Annotated in this window: 13 protein-coding genes; 9 read left to right on the top strand and 4 right to left on the bottom strand. The window is 62.1% G+C overall.

Going from position 1 to position 19317, the window contains the following annotated elements; all coding sequences use genetic code 11:
• Positions 1 to 47 precede the first annotated feature (47 nt).
• From fbaA to SFUM_RS07600, 4 genes are all read right to left on the bottom strand, one after another.
• Entirely contained in the window at positions 48 to 1082 is a 1035-nt protein-coding gene (gene fbaA, locus SFUM_RS07615; protein WP_011698329.1) for a class II fructose-bisphosphate aldolase, read from the bottom strand.
• 57 nt (positions 1083 to 1139) lie between these two features.
• Positions 1140 to 2153, bottom strand: a complete 1014-nt coding sequence (gap, locus tag SFUM_RS07610; protein WP_011698328.1) for a type I glyceraldehyde-3-phosphate dehydrogenase — start codon at positions 2151 to 2153, stop codon at positions 1140 to 1142.
• A 15-nt stretch (positions 2154 to 2168) separates the two neighbouring features.
• On the bottom strand, positions 2169 to 2729 hold the full coding sequence (locus SFUM_RS07605; RefSeq protein WP_011698327.1) for a GAF domain-containing protein: 561 nt from the start codon (positions 2727 to 2729) through the stop codon (positions 2169 to 2171).
• A gap of 226 nt (positions 2730 to 2955) precedes the next feature.
• Positions 2956 to 3201, bottom strand: a complete 246-nt coding sequence (locus SFUM_RS07600) for a hypothetical protein (RefSeq protein WP_011698326.1) — start codon at positions 3199 to 3201, stop codon at positions 2956 to 2958.
• A 967-nt stretch (positions 3202 to 4168) separates the two neighbouring features.
• Here SFUM_RS07600 and SFUM_RS21580 point away from each other — a divergent pair.
• From SFUM_RS21580 to SFUM_RS07550, 9 genes are all read left to right on the top strand, one after another.
• On the top strand, positions 4169 to 7408 hold the full coding sequence (locus SFUM_RS21580) for a sigma 54-interacting transcriptional regulator (RefSeq protein WP_167321326.1): 3240 nt from the start codon (positions 4169 to 4171) through the stop codon (positions 7406 to 7408).
• A gap of 326 nt (positions 7409 to 7734) precedes the next feature.
• On the top strand, positions 7735 to 8073 hold the full coding sequence (locus SFUM_RS21575; protein WP_011698324.1) for a putative quinol monooxygenase: 339 nt from the start codon (positions 7735 to 7737) through the stop codon (positions 8071 to 8073).
• Positions 8074 to 8443: 370 nt separating this feature from the next.
• Complete coding sequence (locus tag SFUM_RS07580) at positions 8444 to 9748, top strand: DUF3300 domain-containing protein (RefSeq protein ID WP_011698323.1); 1305 nt, start codon at positions 8444 to 8446, stop codon at positions 9746 to 9748.
• Positions 9749 to 9840: 92 nt separating this feature from the next.
• Positions 9841 to 10857 (top strand): DUF2950 domain-containing protein, encoded by a 1017-nt coding sequence (locus SFUM_RS07575; protein WP_011698322.1) that lies wholly within the window; start codon positions 9841 to 9843, stop codon positions 10855 to 10857.
• Positions 10858 to 11105: 248 nt separating this feature from the next.
• Positions 11106 to 12350, top strand: coding sequence for a cation:proton antiporter domain-containing protein (locus SFUM_RS07570; RefSeq protein WP_041440133.1), 1245 nt, complete (start codon positions 11106 to 11108; stop codon positions 12348 to 12350).
• Between the two features lie 44 nt (positions 12351 to 12394).
• The gene (locus SFUM_RS21570) at positions 12395 to 13138 is read left to right on the top strand and encodes a potassium channel family protein (RefSeq protein WP_011698320.1); all 744 of its coding nucleotides are present in this window, start codon (positions 12395 to 12397) and stop codon (positions 13136 to 13138) included.
• A 157-nt stretch (positions 13139 to 13295) separates the two neighbouring features.
• Positions 13296 to 14564, top strand: coding sequence for an efflux RND transporter periplasmic adaptor subunit (locus SFUM_RS07560; protein WP_011698319.1), 1269 nt, complete (start codon positions 13296 to 13298; stop codon positions 14562 to 14564).
• Between the two features lie 5 nt (positions 14565 to 14569).
• The gene (locus tag SFUM_RS07555) at positions 14570 to 17737 is read left to right on the top strand and encodes an efflux RND transporter permease subunit (protein WP_011698318.1); all 3168 of its coding nucleotides are present in this window, start codon (positions 14570 to 14572) and stop codon (positions 17735 to 17737) included.
• A 2-nt stretch (positions 17738 to 17739) separates the two neighbouring features.
• Positions 17740 to 19182, top strand: a complete 1443-nt coding sequence (locus tag SFUM_RS07550; protein ID WP_011698317.1) for an efflux transporter outer membrane subunit — start codon at positions 17740 to 17742, stop codon at positions 19180 to 19182.
• The last annotated feature ends 135 nt before the right edge of the window (positions 19183 to 19317 follow it).

Below are 19317 nucleotides of genomic sequence, written 5' to 3'. Positions count from 1 at the left end.
GCGCAGAGGGCGCCGCCGCTACCTCCGAGGACTCCGGATCGAAACTGCTACCCGGTGCAGAGGGTGGTGCCGGTTCCCCTCAGGGCGGCGACCGCCGCCTTGACCCGCTCGGCCATGGCCGCTTCGGCCAGGGCGAGGTAGGATCGGGGGTCGTATTTCTTCTTGTTGCCCACTTCTCCGTCCACCTTGAGCACCGCATCGTAGTTCTTCATCATGTGGTCGGCCACTGCGCGCGTGAAGGCGTACTGCGTGTCGGTGTCGATGTTCATCTTCACGACGCCGTAATCGATGGCCTCATGAATTTCTTCCGGAAGCGAGCCGGAACCCCCATGAAACACGAGGTAAAACCGGGCGTCCCTGCCGTATGCTTTCTCCACGGCATCCTGGCCGTCTTTGAGAATGGAGGGTTTGAGCTTGACGTGGCCGGGTTTGTAGACTCCGTGGACATTGCCGAAAGTCGCGGCAAGGAGAAACCGTGCTCCCTTGACCGCACCGAAGCGGCGGGCAACCTCCAGCATGTCCCCGGGGGTTGTGTAGAGCTTCTCGGCGGGAGCCCCTTCCACTTTGATTCCATCCTCCTCGCCGCCGACCACCCCGGCCTCGACTTCCAGGATCATGTCGCTTCGGCGGCAGCGCTCGAGAAGCGGGACGGCGATATCCAGGTTCTCTTTGAGGGGCAGGGCGCTCCCGTCGAACATATGGCTGTTGAAGAGGTTGGGGAGCCCGGCCTTGCGACGCCGCTCCGTTTCCTCTACGAGGGGGATGAGGAAGCTCTCCAGCATCTGGGCCTGGCAATGATCCGTGTGCAGGGCGACGTAGACGTTGTAACGGTCGGCAACCCTGTGGACGTGCTCGGCGATGGATATGGCCCCCAGCACCATGTCCTTCACGGATGTTCCTGAAGCGAATGCCGCTCCTCCCGTGGATACCTGGACGATTCCGTCGCTTCGGCTTTCGGCCAGCCCCTTCAAGACGGCGTTGGCCGTGGTGAGGGAACTGACATTGATGGCCGGGTAGGCAAAACGGTTTTCTTTGGCTCGATCGAGCATTCTGCAATACGTTGCATAATCGGCGATGGGCATGGTCTTCTCCTGTCCGTCGGAGTTTCCCGGGGTTGTCACGCGCGTCGAATGTGCGTCTCAGAACCCTCCCTTGCGGCAGATATAATCGGCCAGGTCCGCCACGCGGCAGGAATATCCCCACTCGTTGTCATACCAGCAGACGACCTTGGCCATGTTGCCTGCCAGGACCTGGGTAAACTCGATATCCACGATGGAGGAATGAGGGTTGCCCTTGAAATCGCTGGAGACGAGGGGCTCCTCACAGCACTGCAGAATTCCTTTCAACTCTTTCTCGGAGGCTTCCTTCAGAACGGCCCTCAAGGTTTCGGTGTCGGTCTCCTTTTCGAGAACGGCCGTGAAATCGACCACGGACACCGTGGGGGTCGGGACCCGGAGGGAGTAGCCGTCGAACCGGCCCTCCATGCCCGGGATGACGAGCGACAAGGCTTTCGCCGCCCCCGTCGTCGTCGGTATGATGTTCTGGGCCGCTGCCCTTGCCCTGCGGGGATCCTTGTGCGGCAGGTCGAGGATCCGCTGGTCGTTGGTGTAGGAGTGCACCGTGGTCATGAGGCCCCTGTGTATGCCGAAACGCTCGTGGATGACTTTCACCGGGGGCGCCAGGCAATTCGTGGTGCAGGAGGCGTTGGAGACGATCCGGTGCTTTTCCGGGTCGTACTGTTCATGGTTCACGCCCATGACGATGGTTTGGTCGATCTGCTTTGCGGGCGCCGATATGATCACCTTTTTCGCGCCGGCCTCCAGGTGAGCCGCCGCCTTGGGGCCCGTGGTGAAAATGCCCGTGGACTCCACCACCAGGTCGACCTGCAGGTCATCCCACGGTATCATAGCCGGATCGCGTTCGGCAAAGGACCTGATGGGGGAGCCATTCACCAGCAGATCGTCTCCGCGCGCCTCCACGCTTCCTGCAAACAGGCCGTAGTTCGTATCGTGCTTGAAGAGGCGGGCGTTGGTCTGTACGTCGAACAAGTCGTTTACGGCCACGACCCGCAGTGTATCCGGATGTCGCTCCATGGCCGCCTTGATGACCTGGCGACCGATCCTTCCAAATCCATTGATTCCCACCTTCAGCATGGCGGTCGTCTCCTTTCAGTGTTCATCTATCCTGTACCGGTCGGCCACCAGGGTTTCGAAATCCATGCGAAGCGTCTGGTGCAGCCTGGCGTTCTCCAGCGCCAGGCCGCTCAGGCGGGCCATGGCCTCGAGAAACCGCATTTCGTCTTCGTCGAAACGGCGTAATTCGCCCGCGTATATCCTCAGTACTCCTACGGGCTTGCCCCCGGCGGTCAGCGGGGCCACCAGGACGGAGAAAATGCCCTCCTGTTTTGCCTTTTCGGGATATTGAAACCGGGGATCGGTCTGGGCGTTTTCCAGGTAGACGGTCCGGCCGTCCAGGGCTTCCCTGTCGAGGGCCGATTCTTCGATCAGAACCGGGCCCTTTCGGATGTAGCCTTCGCTGAGCCCGGTGGAGGAACCGAAGATGAGCTTGCGCCGCCTGCGATCGAGCAGCCGGAGACTGCACGCCTTCAAGCCCACGGCCGCAATCGTCGATTCCACGATGCTTTTCATCACTTCTTCGTGGTCGAGTGACCCGACGATTCTTTCCAACGCTTCGCACAGTGCCTCAAAAAAATCCCGTTTCACATTCATGGATTGCTCCTTTCACCTGGTCCTCAAGGGCATGCCGGGCAATCCCGGCCTAATGGCCGGCAGCCGAAGTGTTTTTGGCTCAATATGCTAATGTTAATGATTCGCATTCAAAACGCTAATCTCGAGGGAAGACGTCACAGCCTGCCGCAAGAACCGGCGAATCCACTTTGATGGGCCATCCCCGCGGATCCCCATGCCCCGAAGGCCACAACGGGCATGCAATCCATCACCGTACTTTCCGCGAAAACACGAATCCGGCAGGTACTCCGGCCCCCGGCTTGAGCCCGGGTGACGGCGAACGTTCTCTGGAAGGCGGGAGTCCAGGCCCGACAAAAGCTTTCGGGCTCCCGGACGTTGCCGGGAAGATGTTCCAGGCGGTTCTTCGGCACACTCCCAGGCGCGCGATGGTGAAATCCGGGTCGATGCCCTGCCGGTCGGCGAATTTCGTTTCCGGTTTCCGGTCTCCGATCATCGCATTCCTCCTTTATGGCGGTCGCATCGGACTGACCGGAAGCAGCGGACAATCCCCCATTCCCCGGAGGCACTCGACTTGAAAGATGTCGGTTCTCAGGCCCCCGCCGACCAATGGAAGAGGGGAAGGCATCGAACAACGACCGCGCATTCGACAGACCCCTCGTGCGGGGACGATCACGACCGCGTTGCTTGCCCGGCTCCACCGCGGGGAATTGTCTCATGTCTCCGGGGGATGTTCCGGATGATTCGCTTCAGTATCGAATTCCAATGGCGATGACAGTCGGGATAAGCGAGGTTCGTGCCAAACGGGAAAGTGAATAGGAAGGATTCTGCAACTTTTCGGAATGTCAGAGAAGTTTGCCGGGTCCGGGTGAAGCCTGATGGAGTTCGCCGGCTGAGGGGCATGCCGTATTTTGGGATGGTCCCAAAATATCGTGACCGCGGTCCGCGCGTGCAATCTCCGGGCGTCTTCGACCAAACCCCGGTCCCGCTTTGCCGTGCGACGATCCTCAGCCTTTCGCGAGGCATTCGAAGTCTGCAATTCACGAAAGTCTGGGCGTGGTTTCAATTGTTTTTTCCGGGATTTCTTATATATTGATCACACGAAGATACGAACTGTCGGCTGATAACCCAGCTCGATTTCGCGTCCCAGGGGACACGACTTGGCCCCCTCCGGTTCGACTGTTCCAGGCTTCAGCCACCGACAATCCGCTCACATTGCTTCACAAGAATGTAAAGACAAGCATTTTCCGGGTCATTCAGGGTGCCGGAAAGGGGAACGATCCATGCGGGGTTCATGTCTCGGGGGGGCGCTTCGTCGCATTTCCTGCAAGACTGTCCGGAAAAATAATGGCGAGAATGTTGTCGACCATTCGCGGAAAGCCGATCGAGCAGGGTCATGCAGCTCCCCCGCAATGAACCCTGCGGTTCCTCTTCTTGAGTTTGTCAATGATATCATAGTAATAGTGCTTGCCATCAACCTGCTGATCCTGATTCTGAGTCCCTTGCCGGCCCATTCCCAGTCCATGCCGCAGCAACATGGGTCCTCTCCCCAGACGATGAAATGGGTGCTGAGCCTTGACACGCATGGAGACGGTCACCCCGCATATCGGAAAACCGGCCCCGGTTTCCCGTGCGTCCTGACGGCGGGCGACATGAGCATCGAAGGTTCTCCCCCCCAACAACATGAGAGCTCGCGCAATAACGAATTGAAATACCGGGCGAAAACGGCCGGACCGTTCCGGCTCGGATATGCCGCGGACAGCGGGGCGGGGCCGCCGCCGGGGGACGATGTTTCAGAGGCCGCATCGAATGAGGAATCTTTTCGGTGGGAAGCTTACCGATGGCAGTTCATAGGCATCGCGGCAATCATTTTCATCCAGACGCTCTTCATATTGATTCTGGTCGTCAACCTGCGCAAACGACGCGCGGCGAACCTGGCCCTCCGCCATGCGGAATTGAAATACCGCACCGTCGCGGACTTCACCAGCGACTGGGAGTACTGGTCCGCTCCGGATGGTGTGCTTCATTACATTTCGCCTTCCTGCGAGCGCATTACCGGTTATTCTGGACGGCGCTTTGTCGACGACCCCGCGCTGCTTCGTGAGATCATCCATCCGGAGGATCGAGAGGTCTGGGATGGACATGAACGTGATGAGCACGGGAAAGCCGAATCCCGGGGGGTACGGTTTCGCATTCAAACACGCGATGGGGCCGTGCGCTGGATAGATCATGCCTGCCAGCCGGTGATTGGTGAGCAGGGCGAGTTCCAAGGGATTCGGAGCAGCAACCGGGACATCACGGAGGAAAAACGGGCTGAGGAAGCCCTGGCCGCACAGTTACGCTTTGAAACGCTGATTGCCCAAATCTCCGCGCGTTTCGTCAATCTGGCTCCCGATCAGGTGGACGCCGAAATTCAGGAAGCCCTGCGCCGTATCTGTGAGTGCCTGGGCTTTGACCGTTCCACCGTCTGGCAAGTCACCGGTGGAGCGGATGGCCCGATGGTGATGACGCACATCCATCAACCCGAGGACGGCCCGCCTGTTCGAAAACCGGCGGTCGAGAGCCGACTGTCGAGCGGTGAGCGGGCAGACCGGATGTCGGAGAGTCGGCTCAATCTCATGCACATGGAGGCGCAGGAGCATTTCCCCTGGCTAACAGAGCAGGCTCGGCAGGGTCGGATTGTGCTCATCCCGAGACTGGAAGACCTTCCGGCGGAGGCTTCCTTCGACAAGGAGATGCTCGGCCGCTGGGGTGCCAGGTCCACTTCGGTAATTCCTTTCATGGCGGGTGGAGTGGCCGTGGGAGCCATGACCTTTGCCATGATGCGGCAGGAACGGGAATTGCGGGAGGAACTCGTCAACAGGCTCAAGCTTTGCGCCCAGGTCTTCGCCAACGCAATCGCGCGCAAGCGCGCGGAGCAGAAGCTGCGGGAAAGTGAAGAGCGATTGAGCCTGGCGGCGGCATCGGCGAATGTGGGTCTGTGGAGCCTGGATCGGTGCACCGGGCGCATGTGGGCCACGGAGAAGACCAGGGAATTGCTGGGTTTTGCGCCGGGTGAGGAGCTTTCTTTCGAAAGGGTGCTCTCCGCGGTGCATGTCGAGGATCGAGAGAAGGTTCGCCGGACATTCGATCTCGCGATGCAGCCGGGTGAAGATGCACGTCTTGACTACCGCGTTGTGAATGGCGAAGGCGGCGTGCGATGGATCGCCTGGCGCGGCCGCTCCAGGCACAATTCTCCCGGGAGGCCGAATGGCCTCATGGGCGTTTCGGTCGACATCACCGATCGCAAGTCGGCGGAACTGTCCCTGCAACAATCGGAGGAGAAGTTTTCCAGGGCGTTCCACGGCAGCCCGGTCGCCATGTCGCTGGTGTCTCTGAGCGATGTGCAGTACATCGAGATCAACAAGGCTCACGAACGGTTCACCGGGTACGCACGCGATGAGGTGCTCGGACGCACTGTCGGGGACATGAGGCTATGGCTGGATCCACAGGAACTGGAAGCGGCCGTGGAAAAGATCCGCAGCGATGGAAGCCTTCGCGCCCTGGAAGCCCGGTTCCGCACCAAGGGGGGGGAACGGCGCATGGGGTGCTTGTCGGCGGATTTAGTCGAATTTTCAGGACAAAGGTGCATCCTTGCAGTGATCGAAGACGTCACCGAGCGCAAGCTCATGCAGGAGCAATTGCAGAACAGGCTTCTGGAAATCGAGAGGCTCAAGGGGCAGCTGGAACAGGACAACATCGCCCTGCGGGAGGAAGTGAGCCTGCTTTCCCCTCACGATGATATTGTCGCTCGCAGTCCGGCCATGCGGCAGGTTCTGCTCAGAGTCGAACAGGTGGCTCCGACGGACTCGACCGTTCTCATCACCGGCGAAACAGGCACGGGCAAGGAACTGATCGCCCGGGCCGTCCACAACCTGAGCGCCCGAAAAGGGCGACCGCTGGTGACGGTCAATTGCGCCTCACTGCCGCCAACCCTGATGGAGTCCGAATTGTTCGGGCGCGAGAAGGGGGCGTACACGGGCGCCCTGTCCCGAATGGCGGGGCGATTCGAGGTTGCCGACGGGGGGACCCTCTTTCTGGACGAGGTGGGTGAGCTTCCGCCTGAGCTTCAAGCCAAGATGCTCCGCGTCCTGGAGGAAGGCCGCTTCGAGCGCCTTGGATCCACGAAGTCCCTGCACGTAAACGTCCGCATACTCGCAGCCACAAACCGGGACCTTGCGCAATTGGTCCAGGCGGGCAGGTTCCGGCGGGACCTTTATTATCGTTTGAATGTATTTCCCATTGCGATTCCCCCCCTGCGCGAGCGTCCCGAGGATATTCCGCCGCTGGTCTGGGCTTTCATCCACCAATTCGAGAAGCGCATGGGCAAACACGTTCAGCGGGTCTTGAAGAGAAGCATGGATGCCCTGGAGCGCCATGCCTGGCCGGGCAACGTTCGGGAGCTCCGGAACGTCATAGAGCATGCGATGATTGTGAGCTCGGGTTCGACCCTCAAAGTGTTTCCACCGATGATCCGGGCGGAGGACTCGTCCGCGGAGGTGTTGAACCTCGAGGAATCGGAGCGGCGGCATATCCTGCGCGTGTTGACCCTGGCCGGGTGGCGCGTTGCGGGGAAGGGTGGGGCGGCCGAGATCCTGGGACTCAAGCCCACCACGCTGGAGGCTCGGATGAAGAAGCTCGGAGTTCGCAGGCCCAGGTCATAATCACGATATTTTGGGACTGTCCCGAAATACTGCGTGACCGTCTCATTTCACGCTTGCGCCGTTTCTCATCCCCTTGGAAGCAACATTCCCGATATTGCATACTTTTTGAAATCTTTGTTGCTCTGTTTTCTGCTTGGCACGAAGCTCGCTTAAGTCATGGACATGCTGCTTGTATCCGTTTCGGGGGCGAGTTCCTCCTGTCTTGGCGGCGTCCTGCCCGGCTTGCCGCAGGCGGTCGGGAAGGGGACCGATTGAGATGCGCTCTCGACGCCTGGAACTGCACCGGGCGACATCCATCGATCAGACCGTCAAGGGAGGGGTCGACCATGATTCATGCGAGCCTCCGCATGAAGTTCGCTTCCAACAAGTTGGCCGAAGCAAGAAAGACCTTGTGCGAGATGGTGGAGCGGACGCGGTTCAGTCAAGGGTGTCTCGGGTGCAACGTCTACCAGGGGCTGCTGGAGCGCAACGTTCTCCTGTTCGAGGAATGGTGGGAAACCCAGGCCGATCTCGAGCGCCATCTGCGCTCGGACCCGTATCGGCATGTGATCCTGGTGATCGAGATGGCGGCGGAATGCCCGGAAATCAGGTTCAGCGAGATCACCCATTCGAGCGGCCTGGAAACACTCGAAAAAACACGACGGAGCTACAGGGAATTGGCCTGAACCGGTTCATTTGTTTTCAGAACTGTCGGCAGCGGCAGGTCGATTCGGAACCGGCCGGCAGGTATCGAGCTGTCATGCGGGTCTCTTTTGGCATACAAAAAGATCGGCCGATGAAGAAATCGCCTGTCAGGGGGATGTTGCGGTCGCCGTGATCGGCCTGACGGAGGAATCGGATGCAGACGACGTCAAGACACTCGTGGAAAGATAGCCCGTTGTCCCGGTTGATACCCGCTTGGGCCGGGTTCTCGAAGCTCCGGGGCGCGATGTGGGGGAATCCCTCCGACGTGGGGGGCGCAACTCGGGATTGTGAAACAGACCAAATGATCGTCCTCTATATGAGCCTGACGGGACGAAGCATGGAGGAAGAATCATGATGACGAGATCAAAATTCAACCCCGTCCTGATCGGATTCCTTGTTCTTCTCCTTGCGGCTCCGTCCGTAGCCGTCGGACAGGGCGCGGGAGCGTCGGGGGGATTCAGCCAGGAAGAGCTGGACCAGATGCTTGCTCCGATCGCCCTTTACCCCGATTCACTGCTCGCCCAGGTGCTGGTCGCGGCGGCCTATCCCATCGAAGTGGTGCAGGCGGACCGTTGGGTCAAGCAGAACAGGAACCTCAAGGGAGAGCAGTTGAACGCCGCCCTGGACAAGATGGACTGGGACCTCAGCGTGAAGGCGCTCGTGCCGTTTCCGGAGGTCCTCGCCATGATGAGCGAACAGCTCGACTGGACCTCGAAACTGGGTGAGGCCTTCGTGGCGCAGCAGGCCGACGTCATGCAGACCGTCCAGAAACTGCGCGGCAGGGCCAGGAACCAGGGCAACCTGAAGACCACCAGGGAACAGAAAGTCGTCGTTCAGGACCAGGCGATCGTCATCGAGCCGGCCAACCCCACCGTGGTCTACGTGCCGACTTACAACCCGGCGGTGGTATACGGTTCCTGGTGGGCTCCCGCTTATCCCCCGTATGCATACTACCCGGCCGGTGCGGCCTTCGCCGCCGGTGCGTTCGGGTTTGCCGCCGGAGTGGCGGTCGGAGCGGCCTGGAACAACGGGTGGGGCTCGTGGAACTGGGGACATAATGACGTCAACGTCAACGTCAACCGGAACACGAACATCAACCGCAACAACATTTCCAATGTCCGAACGGGCCAATTCCAACCGCAGGCCGAGCATCGCAAAGGGGCGGCATACCGGAATGAAGCCAACCGGCAGAAGTACGGCCAGAGAGGGGCGGGTTCCGCGGACAACCGGCGGGATTTTCGCGGCCATTCACAGGCCGGCGCTGGTAGAGGGCCCGGCGATATCGGCCGTCAACAGGGGGTCGGGGCCGGCGACAGGGGCCGCCAGCAAGGAATCGGCGCAGGTGACAGGGGCCGCCAGCAGGCTGGGCAGCGCCCGTCCACAAGGCCCGGCGGAGAATCGATGCGCGGACCGGCGCAGCAGCGACCGTCCGGAGGAGCCTTCGACGGCATGGGGAACAGCAGGCAAACCCGAATGAATGCGGATCGCGGTCAAATGAGCCGCGGGATGGCCTCCGGTTCCTACCGTGGCGCCGGCTACGGCGGCGGCGGTCGCGGAGGCTCCAGCTTCAGCGGGGGCCGTGGCGGTGGCTACGGCGGCGGCGGCGGTCGGGCAGGCGGAGGAGGCCGGGGAGGCGGTCGTGGAGGTCGCCGGTAGCGGCTCGAACGCCCCGCCTGGATGCAGAGCATCTCGGGCAGCGGGGAGACAAAGCATCCTTGACATGTTCCGATCCGATGGAGGGTTATAAAATGCTTCTCTTCATTCAAAATATGAAACAACGCTCCAGGGTTCGCCGGGGGCTGACGGCTCTTGCCCTGGCTTTGCCGGCATTGGTTCTGTGCTGTGGCGTCGCGCTGGCCGCCGGCACAAAACAGAAGGTCCACCAGAGAACGTTCGCGTCTCCCGAAGCGGCGGTGAGGGCCCTCGTGGTCGCGGTGGAGGCCGGCGATATGAAGGAGTTGTCGGAGATTCTCGGGCCGGAAGGGCAAGAGATCGTCTCCTCGGGGGACGAAGTCGCCGACCGGAACGGACGCGAGCTTTTCGTCCGGCTCTACGAGGAAAAGAACGCCGTGAAGAGGGACGGGGAGAAGAAGGCGGTCCTCGAGCTGGGAAAAGACGGCTGGCCCCTTCCGATACCCATTGTGAGGGCCGGGAATGCCTGGCGCTTCGACACGAAGCAGGGCAAGCAGGAAATCCTGAATCGGCGCATCGGCAGGAATGAGCTGGGCGTCATCCAGGCTTGCCTGGCCTACTTCGACGCCCAGCGCGAATACGCTTCGATGACGGGAAAGGGCGGCGTCCTGCCTGAGTACGCTCAGAAGTTCTGGAGTGACCCCGGCACGAAGAACGGCCTCTACTGGGAAGCCAAACCGGGCGAGCCGCAGAGTCCGCTCGGACCGCTGGTCGCTGCGGCACAAAAGAGGGGCTACACGAGAAAGCAGCCGACCGACAGGCCCACTCCCTATCTCGGCTACTACTACAAGATTCTGACCGCACAGGGGAAGGACGCCCCCGGGGGTGCCTACAGCTACGTGGTGAACGGCAAAATGGTGGGTGGGTTCGCCCTGGTCGCCTGGCCGGATGAGTACGGAGTCTCCGGGATCACGACGTTCATGGTGAGCCATGACGGCGTTGTGTACGAAAAGGATCTGGGCAGGAAGACGGAGGCCGCCGTGCAGTCCATGACGGCCTTCGACCCCGACAGGACCTGGCGCAAAGTCGAGCGGAAGTACCTCGAGCCGGCCGCCGGGGGCGGCGGGGTGTAGCAGGTAAGGAAATGGGGCCGAGCACACGCGGGCATCAAGTCTTCCGACCGGCGTGATCGCCGACCCCTTGTAATGGAACCGTGCACCCGCCGGTGGCGAGCATGCGAGGCGTCACCTGGTCAGGGCCGTGCTCAATGCAACCGCGCACGCGCCGGTGGCGAGGCGTGCCGTAAGTCGTGATAATCGGTGGATTGGGGTTAATGCAACCGCGCAAGCGGGTGTCGAGTCTCCGGACGGGAAGTCGAATCATGATCATCGCCGCGGTCTTTGTTCTCCTGGTTTTCCTGTACAGCCTGGCGTCCAGGAGGCTCGAGCATACCATCGTCACGGCGCCCATCGTGTTCACTGCCGCGGGAATGCTGCTCGTCTCGACACTTCCCGTGCTGAATGAGCTGGAAGCGGACCGGAACGCGCTTCTCCTGCTTGCCGAGGTCGGCCTGGTTTTGACGCTCTTCTCGGATGCCACCCGCATCAGTCCGCGGGTCCTGAAGGAGAACGAGAGGCTGCCGGTCAGGCTGCTGAGTGCGGGCATGCTGCTGAGCATCCTGCTCGGGGCGGCGGCGGCGACGGTGGTGTTTCCCGGGCTCTCGATCTGGGAGGTGGGCGTCCTCGCGGCGATTCTCGCCCCCACCGACGCGGGACTGGGCGAAGTCATCGTGAACAGCCCGCGGGTGCCGGTGCGCATCCGCCAGGCGCTGAGCGTCGAGGCGGGTCTGAACGACGGGTTGTCCGTCCCGTTCCTCATGTTCTTCATCGCCCTGGCAAGCGCGGGCACGACCGGGACGGGCGGGACATTCATGCGGTACGTGGTGGAACAGATCGGCTTCGGCACCTTGGTCGGCGTCGGCGTGGGGCTCGCGGGCGGCCGGCTCCTGGGCCTCGCCGAGGACAAGGGCTGGATGGCGGGGTCGCTGCGGCAATTGGGACTGGTCGCCCTGCCCCTCCTGTGCGTCATGGGATCCAAGCCCGTCGGGGCGAGCATGTTCATCGCCGCCTATGTCGCCGGGCTTGCCGTCCAGATCGGGTTCAAGAGGGCCGGGGAGGAGAGTGTCGAGTTCACTGAGGGGTGGGGACGGCTCCTCGACTTCTTCGTGTTCTTCTTTTTCGGCATGCTGGTTGCCCGGGCGTTTGGCCGGTTCAGCCCGGCCTGCCTGGTGTACGGCGTCATCAGCCTGACGGCGGTGAGGATGCTCCCGGTTGCGGTCGCACTGGTGGGAACTCGTCTCAGCGCAGCGACGGTGCTTTTCATGGGATGGTTCGGACCGCGCGGGCTCGCTTCCATCGTGCTCGGGCTGGTGTACCTGGAGGAGGAGGCCCACCTGCCGGGGGAAACCACGATCACCCTCGCGGTGATGGCGACGGTCCTGCTGAGCATCTTCGCCCACGGCGTAAGCTCCCTGCCGGGGATCGGCCTCTACGCGAAGAAGATCGCCGCGATGGACGCCTCCGCACCCGAACATCTGAAGATTGCCGATTCCGAGCGGCTCTCCTGAGCCGGCGGGGAGGGCAGCCACTGTCCCAGGGGGAGCATCGACGAATGACCGATATCGCCAGCTTGACGAAAATCTACAGCCGGCGGCGTTTTGCCTGCCTGTTTTTCTCGCTGGTCGTCACGATGGTGACTGCGCCGGTGTTGCGGGCGATTGGACTCAACACCAGACCCCTGGAAGTCGTTCTCGCGCTCAATATGCTGGCTGCGGTCCTTGTCACCCTGTTTCGGTTCGGGACCTGGGTGGCACTCGGGCTTCTTGCGCTGCTTGTTGTCCCGAGGATAGGTTACACCCTGATGGGGTACCAGCCGCTCCTTGCGACGAGCCAGGGGGTCGGTGCGCTGATTTGCCTGGTATCGGTCGGCGTCATGTTTGGTTACCTCCTGCGAGAAGGTACCGTGACTTCGGAGCGCATCTACGCCGCTCTCAACGCGTACCTTCTGATCGGCATCATGTGCGGTCTGCTCTTCTGCATTCTCGAGGAACATTGGGCGGGCTCGTTGTCCCTCCAGGGGGAGCCTCTCGCCAGAAGCGGTGAGAGCCCGCTGTGGGATACGATCTACTTCAGCTTCGTCACGCTCGGGACCCTGGGCTATGGCGATATCGTGCCCGTCTACGGCCCCGCCCGGGCCCTGGCGGTGGCCGAGGCCATGTTCGGCCAGATGTACCTGGTCGTGATCGTCGCCCGGCTGGTCAGCCTTTACAAGGGGCAAGCCGACCGCAAAGATCTCGGTGCGCGGGACACCGCCGCCGGGGAAGACAAAACAGGCTCCCAGCCTTCACGGGAATGACGAATGGGATGGCCGCAGGTTGGGTAGAGCGAAGCGAAACCCAACATTCTGCTGCGGCTTTGCGGACCCAGGCCCTCGCCGTGCGCGGGGTCTGTTCCGGCTGGATTTTTCGAGACGGTTTTAACCTTTTCCATCCAATCTGTGCAGGAGTGGTCTCATGCGAGATGAAAAACGATTTGGAGTGCAACGCTCGGGGAATGTGCGGCGCCTGTTCCGTCTGTTGCTCGCGGGGAAGATGTTCCCGGGGGTCCTGCTGGCCGCCGCCGGGGCTCTTCTCGCTGCCGGGCTGGGGGAGAAGGTGCCGGCACAGACCGCTTCCGTCCCTGAGGTCGAGGTCGTGACCGTCATTCAGAAGGACGTGCCCGTCTTTTCGGAGTGGGTCGGCACCACCGAGGGGCTGGTGAACGCGAAAATCAGGGCCCAGGTGACCGGCTACCTCGCCGCTCAGAACTACAAGGAAGGCACATCGGTGAAGAAGGGCGATCTGCTCTTCGAGATCGATCCCCGGACGTTCAAGGCCGCCCTGGACCAGGCCCAGGCACAGCTGGCCATCGCTAAGGCCAGGCTGGGCAAGACCGAGCTGGATGTGAAGAGATACCGGCCGCTCGCAAAGGAAAGCGCCATCAGCCAGCAGGAACTCGATGACGCCGTGCAGGCCAACCTCGCCGCCAAAGCCTCGGTGCAGTCGGCAGAGGCGTCGGTCGAGCAGGCCAGGCTGAGCCTGAGTTTTACGAGGATTACTTCGCCCGTCGACGGCATCGCCGGCAGCGCCAACGCGCAGGTCGGCGACCTGGTCGGCCCGACACAGACGGGCGACCTGACAACGGTATCCACCGTCGATCCCATCAAGGTCTATTTCCCCATCAGCGAGCAGGAATACCTGTCGCTGGCCCGGGACATGATCAAGACCGGGGGCAAACCCGAGGGCCGCGCCAAGGATCTCGAACTGATCCTGGCCGACGGCAGCGTTTTTCCTCACAAGGGGGAGGTTTCCTTTGCCGAGCGGCAGGTGGACGTGAAGACCGGCACGATTCGGATTGCGGTCGTTTTTCCCAATCCCCGGAATCTCCTTCGCCCGGGACAGTTCGGCCGGGTTCGCGCCGTTTTGGACGTTCGGAAGGGAGCCCTAATGGTTCCCCAGAGGGCGGTCCTCGAGCTCCAGGGAAGCTACCGGGTCGCGGTGGTGGGGCCTGACAACAAGGCCGCCATTCGACCGGTCAAGACAGGCGAGCGCGTGGAGAACATGTGGGTCATCACCAGCGGCTTGAACCCCGGGGAGCGCGTCGTGGTGGAGGGCATCCAGAAGGTCAGGGACGGCATGCCGGTCACTCCCAAGGCCGTGGACGCCGAATTCAAGCAACAGCCGGGGTCCTCCCCTAAGCCTGAAACAAAGGCAGCGGAACCCGCGGCCCCCAGGAAGGATTAGAACCCATGGCCAAATTTTTTATAAACAGGCCCATCGTGGCCATGGTGATCGCCATTCTGATGGTCATCATCGGTCTGGTTGCGATGTCCGGGCTGCCCATCGCGCAGTTTCCGAACATCGTGCCGCCGGAGATCCAGGTCAAGACCACCTACACCGGAGCCGACGCGATCACCGTCGAGCAGTCCGTGGCGACCCCGATCGAACAGCAGATGTCCGGCGTCGACAACATGAACTACATGTACTCCCTCAATGCCAACAACGGGCAGATGACCCTCTACGTCAACTTCGACGTGAAGACCGACCCCAACACCGATCAGATCCTGGCGCAGATGCGCGAGGGTCAGGCGGAATCCCAACTGCCGTCGGACGTTCGCAACTACGGCGTGACGGTGCAAAAGTCCACTTCCGCCCCGCTCATCATGTTCGCCCTCTACTCGCCCAACGGCACCTACGACGGCATTTTTCTCGCCAACTACGCCTACATCAACATCAACGACCAGATGACCCGGGTACGCGGAATCGCCAGCGTCACGATTTTCGGGGCGGGTCAGTACTCCATGCGTTTCTGGGTGAAACCCGACCAACTCGCCAAGCTCAACATCACCATTCCCGAAATCGTCAACGCCATCCAGGCGCAGAACACCGTGAACCCCGCCGGCCAGATCGGCGCGGAGCCGGTGCCCCCCGGGCAGGAGTTCACCTACGCGGTGCGCGCCAAGGGCCGTCTTGAGACCGAGCGGGAATTCGGTGAAATCATCGTCCGGGCGCAGCCGGACGGGTCCTTCGTGCGCCTGAACGACGTCGCCCGCATCGAGCTCGGGTCTCAGACCTACAATCTCATGGGCCGTCTGAACGGCAAGCCCGCGGCGCTGGTCGCGCTTTACCAGCTGCCCGGCTCCAATGCCATCGAGGCCGCGGAAGGCGCCAAAAACCTCATGGCGCGGCTCAAGGAAAGCTTCCCTCCGGACCTCGAGTACGCGGTCGCCCTGGACACGACCCTCGCGGTCACCGAAGGCATGAAGGAAATCCGGAAAACCCTCGTGGAAGCCCTGGTGCTGGTCATCATCGTGGTGTTCCTGTTTCTGCAGGGCTGGCGCGCGACCCTGATTCCCCTGCTGGCGGTGCCGGTGTCCCTGGTGGGCACCTTTGCGCTGTTTCCCCTTTTCGGCTTCTCCATCAATACCCTGTCGCTCTTCGGCCTGGTGCTCGCCATCGGCCTGGTGGTGGACGACGCCATCGTTGTGGTGGAAGCCGTGGAGCACCACATCGAACACGGCATGACGCCCAAGGATGCCACGCTCAAGGCCATGGAGGAGGTGTCCGGGCCGGTCATCGCCATCGCCATCATTCTTGCGGCGGTTTTCGTGCCGACGGCGTTCATCCCCGGCATTACGGGGCGTCTCTACCAACAGTTCGCCGTCACCATCGCCGTATCGGTCGTCATCTCCGCTTTCAACGCCCTCACCCTCAGCCCGGCCCTGGCTTCGCTGCTGCTGCGGCCGAAAAAGGAGTCGCGGGGTCCCCTCGCCGTTTTCTTCCGATGGTTCAACCGGGTGTTCGACAAGGCGACGGGAGGCTACGTCAGCACCTGCGGTCTGCTCATCCGCAAGAGCGCGGTGTCGTTGCTGCTCCTCGCCGGCGTCACGGTTTTCACGGGAATTCTCGGGAAGGGGATTCCCACCAGTTTTCTTCCGGAGGAAGACCAGGGCTACATGTATGCGGGGGTGCAGTTGCCCGACGCCGCCTCGTTGCAGCGCACCGACGAGATCATGAGGCAGGCCGAAGAGATCCTGAAGACGACGCCGGGGGTGAAATACTACTCGTCCATCGTCGGATACAGCATGTTGAGCCAGGTGCAGAACACCTACAGCGGCTTTTTCTTCATCACGCTCGAGGACTGGGGAGAGCGGAAGAAGCCCGAGGAGAAGTACCAGGCCATCATGGCGCACGTGAACAGGAAGTTTCGTGAGATCACGGGGGCAATCGGGTTCGCCTTTTCGCCGCCGGCCATTCCGGGCATCGGTGCCGCCGGTGGCGTGACCTTCGTTCTCGAGGATCGCGCGGGCAGGGAAATCGGCTATCTGGCCGAGAACGCGGAGAAATTCGTCGCCGCCGCCCGGGAACGGCCGGAACTGGCTAGCGTGAGCACCACTTTTCGTCCCGTTGTGCCCCAGGTGTCCGTGGACGTCGACCGCGACAAGGTGTTGAAGCAGGGCGTGCCGCTCAGCGACGTCTACCAGACGCTCCAGTGTTTCATGGGCGGCATCTTCGTGAACTACTTCAACCGGTTCGGGCGCCAGTGGCAGATCTACGTGCAGGCCGAGGGGGACTACCGCACCCGGGCCGACGACATGGGGCAGTTTTTCGTGCGCAACGGCGACGGCAACATGGTGCCGTTGTCGGCGCTCGCGGGCATCAAGGCGGCGGCGGGCCCGGAATTCACCATGCGATTCAACCTGTATCGCTCCGCGCAGATCAACGCCTCCGCAAAGCCCGGTTTCAGCTCGGCCCAGGCCATGAAGGCCATGGAGGAAGTTTTCGCTCAGACCATGCCCCGCGAGATGGGGTTTGACTACCTGGGGATGAGCTACCAGGAGAAAAAGGCTCAGGAAGGGGTGTCCCCGGTCGTGATCTTCGGTTTTTCCCTGCTCTGCGTGTTTCTCATTCTTGCCGCCCAGTACGAGAGCTGGAGCCTCCCGTTCAGCGTGCTTCTCGGCACGCCGGTCGCGGTGGCGGGCGCCTTCGCGGGCCTGTGGGTCGGCCGGTTCGAGAACAACATCTACGCGCAAATCGGGTTGGTCATGCTCATCGGGCTTGCCGCGAAGAATGCCATTCTCATCGTGGAATTTGCAAAGATGGGGGTCGAGCAGGGCAAACCGCTCGTCGAGGCAACCCTGGAAGGCGCCCGCCTGCGCCTTCGGCCGATCCTGATGACGTCCTTCGCGTTCATCCTGGGCTGCGTCCCGCTGGCCAAGGCCAGCGGCGCCGGAGCCCTTTCCCGGCAGGTCATGGGGTTCGCCGTCATCGGCGGCATGCTGGCGGCGAGTTTCATTGCCATCTTCCTCATCCCCGTGACGTTTTACGTGATCGAGAAGCTGTCTCATCGCGGTAAGCGGCATGAAACACCCCAAACGGACGGACCGCCGACTCTGGGTCCGGGTGGAGGGCACTAGCGATGGAAAGGCTTGCAAGGAAACTGATCCTCGCGGTTCTTCTGGTCTCTTTCGCATCCGGCTGTGCGCTCGGCCCCAATTACAAGCGGCCGGCGGTCTCCGCCCCGGAAAACTTCAGAAGTGCGCTGACTCCGGCTGAGCAGGCCTCGCTGGCCGATCTCCCCTGGTGGACGATTTTCCAGGACGAGACCCTTCAGAAGCTCATCACCGAAGCGCTCGAAAACAACTACGACCTGCGCGTGGCGGTGACCCGCGTCGAACAGGCCCGCCAGATCGCCGCCCAGGCCCGATCCCTGTTTTTCCCGCAGATCGGCTACGACGGGGCCGTTGCGACGGGCAGAAACAGCTTTCTCACCTCCCCCAGCCCCAACGGGGGCCAGACAACGGATTCCGCCCTCCTGGATCTGAGCGTTTTCTGGGAAGTGGACCTGTGGGGCCGCATCCGCCGCCTGAACGAGGAGGCCCGGGCGCAGTTCCTTGCCACCGACGAGGCGCGCCGGGGAGTCGTGGTCTCTCTTGTGAGCAGCGTGGCACAGGCCTACTTCGAGTTGCTGGAACTGGACCTGGAGTTGGAGATCGCCAGGCGGAACACGAAATCCTTCGAGGATACGTTGACGCTCTTCAGCCGGAGGCTTGAATACGGTGTGGCCTCCAAGCTGGAAACGTCGAGCGCCGAGGGGTTGCTGGGCACGGTGGCCGCCAACGTTCCGGAACTCGAACGCCAGATCGTGATCAAGGAAAACCAGATCAACGTCCTGCTCGGGCGCAATCCCGGCCCCGTGGAGCGCAATGCCGACCTGCTCGATCAGGAAAGCCCGCCTGAGATTCCCGCGGGGCTGCCTTCGGCGTTGCTCGAACGTCGACCCGATATCCGGCAGGCGGAACAGAACCTGCGCGCCGCCAATGCCCGGGTCGGTGTCGCGGTGACGAACTTTTTTCCCCAGATCGGCCTCACCACGCTGCTCGGCAAGGTCAGCCCGGAGCTGTCGGCTTTTTCGGCCGGGACCGCGAATCTTTGGGCCGTCGCGGGGACCATGACGGGTCCGATATTCCGGGGCGGCGCGCTGGTCGCCGAATATCGGCAGGCCAAAGCAGCCTGGGAGGAAGCCCGGCTGACGTACGAGCAAACGGCGCTCAACGCCTTCAAGGAAGTGTCCAACGCCCTCATCTCCCGGGAAAAGCTCGAATTGGCCCGCGCTCAGCAGTCCCGCTCGGTGAAGGCATACGACCAGGCCGTCGGCGTCTCCCTCAAGCGCTACGTGGCCGGAAAGGCGAGCTACTACGAGGTGCTTCAGAACCAGCAGAACCTTTTTCCGGCTGAAACCACTCTTGCACGCACCCAGCTGAACCAGTTGCTCGCAGTCGTCCAGCTCTACAAGGCCCTCGGCGGCGGATGGAGGGAAAACGAGATCGCGGCCGCGCGGACGCAGGGAGGCCATCCGTAGCGGTTGCGGGCGATTCCCGGCTGTTCGGCGGCGGTGGGTGACGGGAGCCTGCGCGGCGACAAGGCACGCAGGTCCTTCTCCCACGTCGTGTAGAGGATGCCGGGGGGCCGGAGGCAATGGTGATGCTTTTTGGGG

The sequence above is a fragment of the Syntrophobacter fumaroxidans MPOB genome, assembly GCF_000014965.1.
Classification (GTDB): Bacteria; Desulfobacterota; Syntrophobacteria; order Syntrophobacterales; family Syntrophobacteraceae; genus Syntrophobacter; species Syntrophobacter fumaroxidans.
The sequence above is the reverse complement of the archived record's forward strand: the minus strand, read 5'-3'. Positions and strand labels throughout refer to the sequence as shown.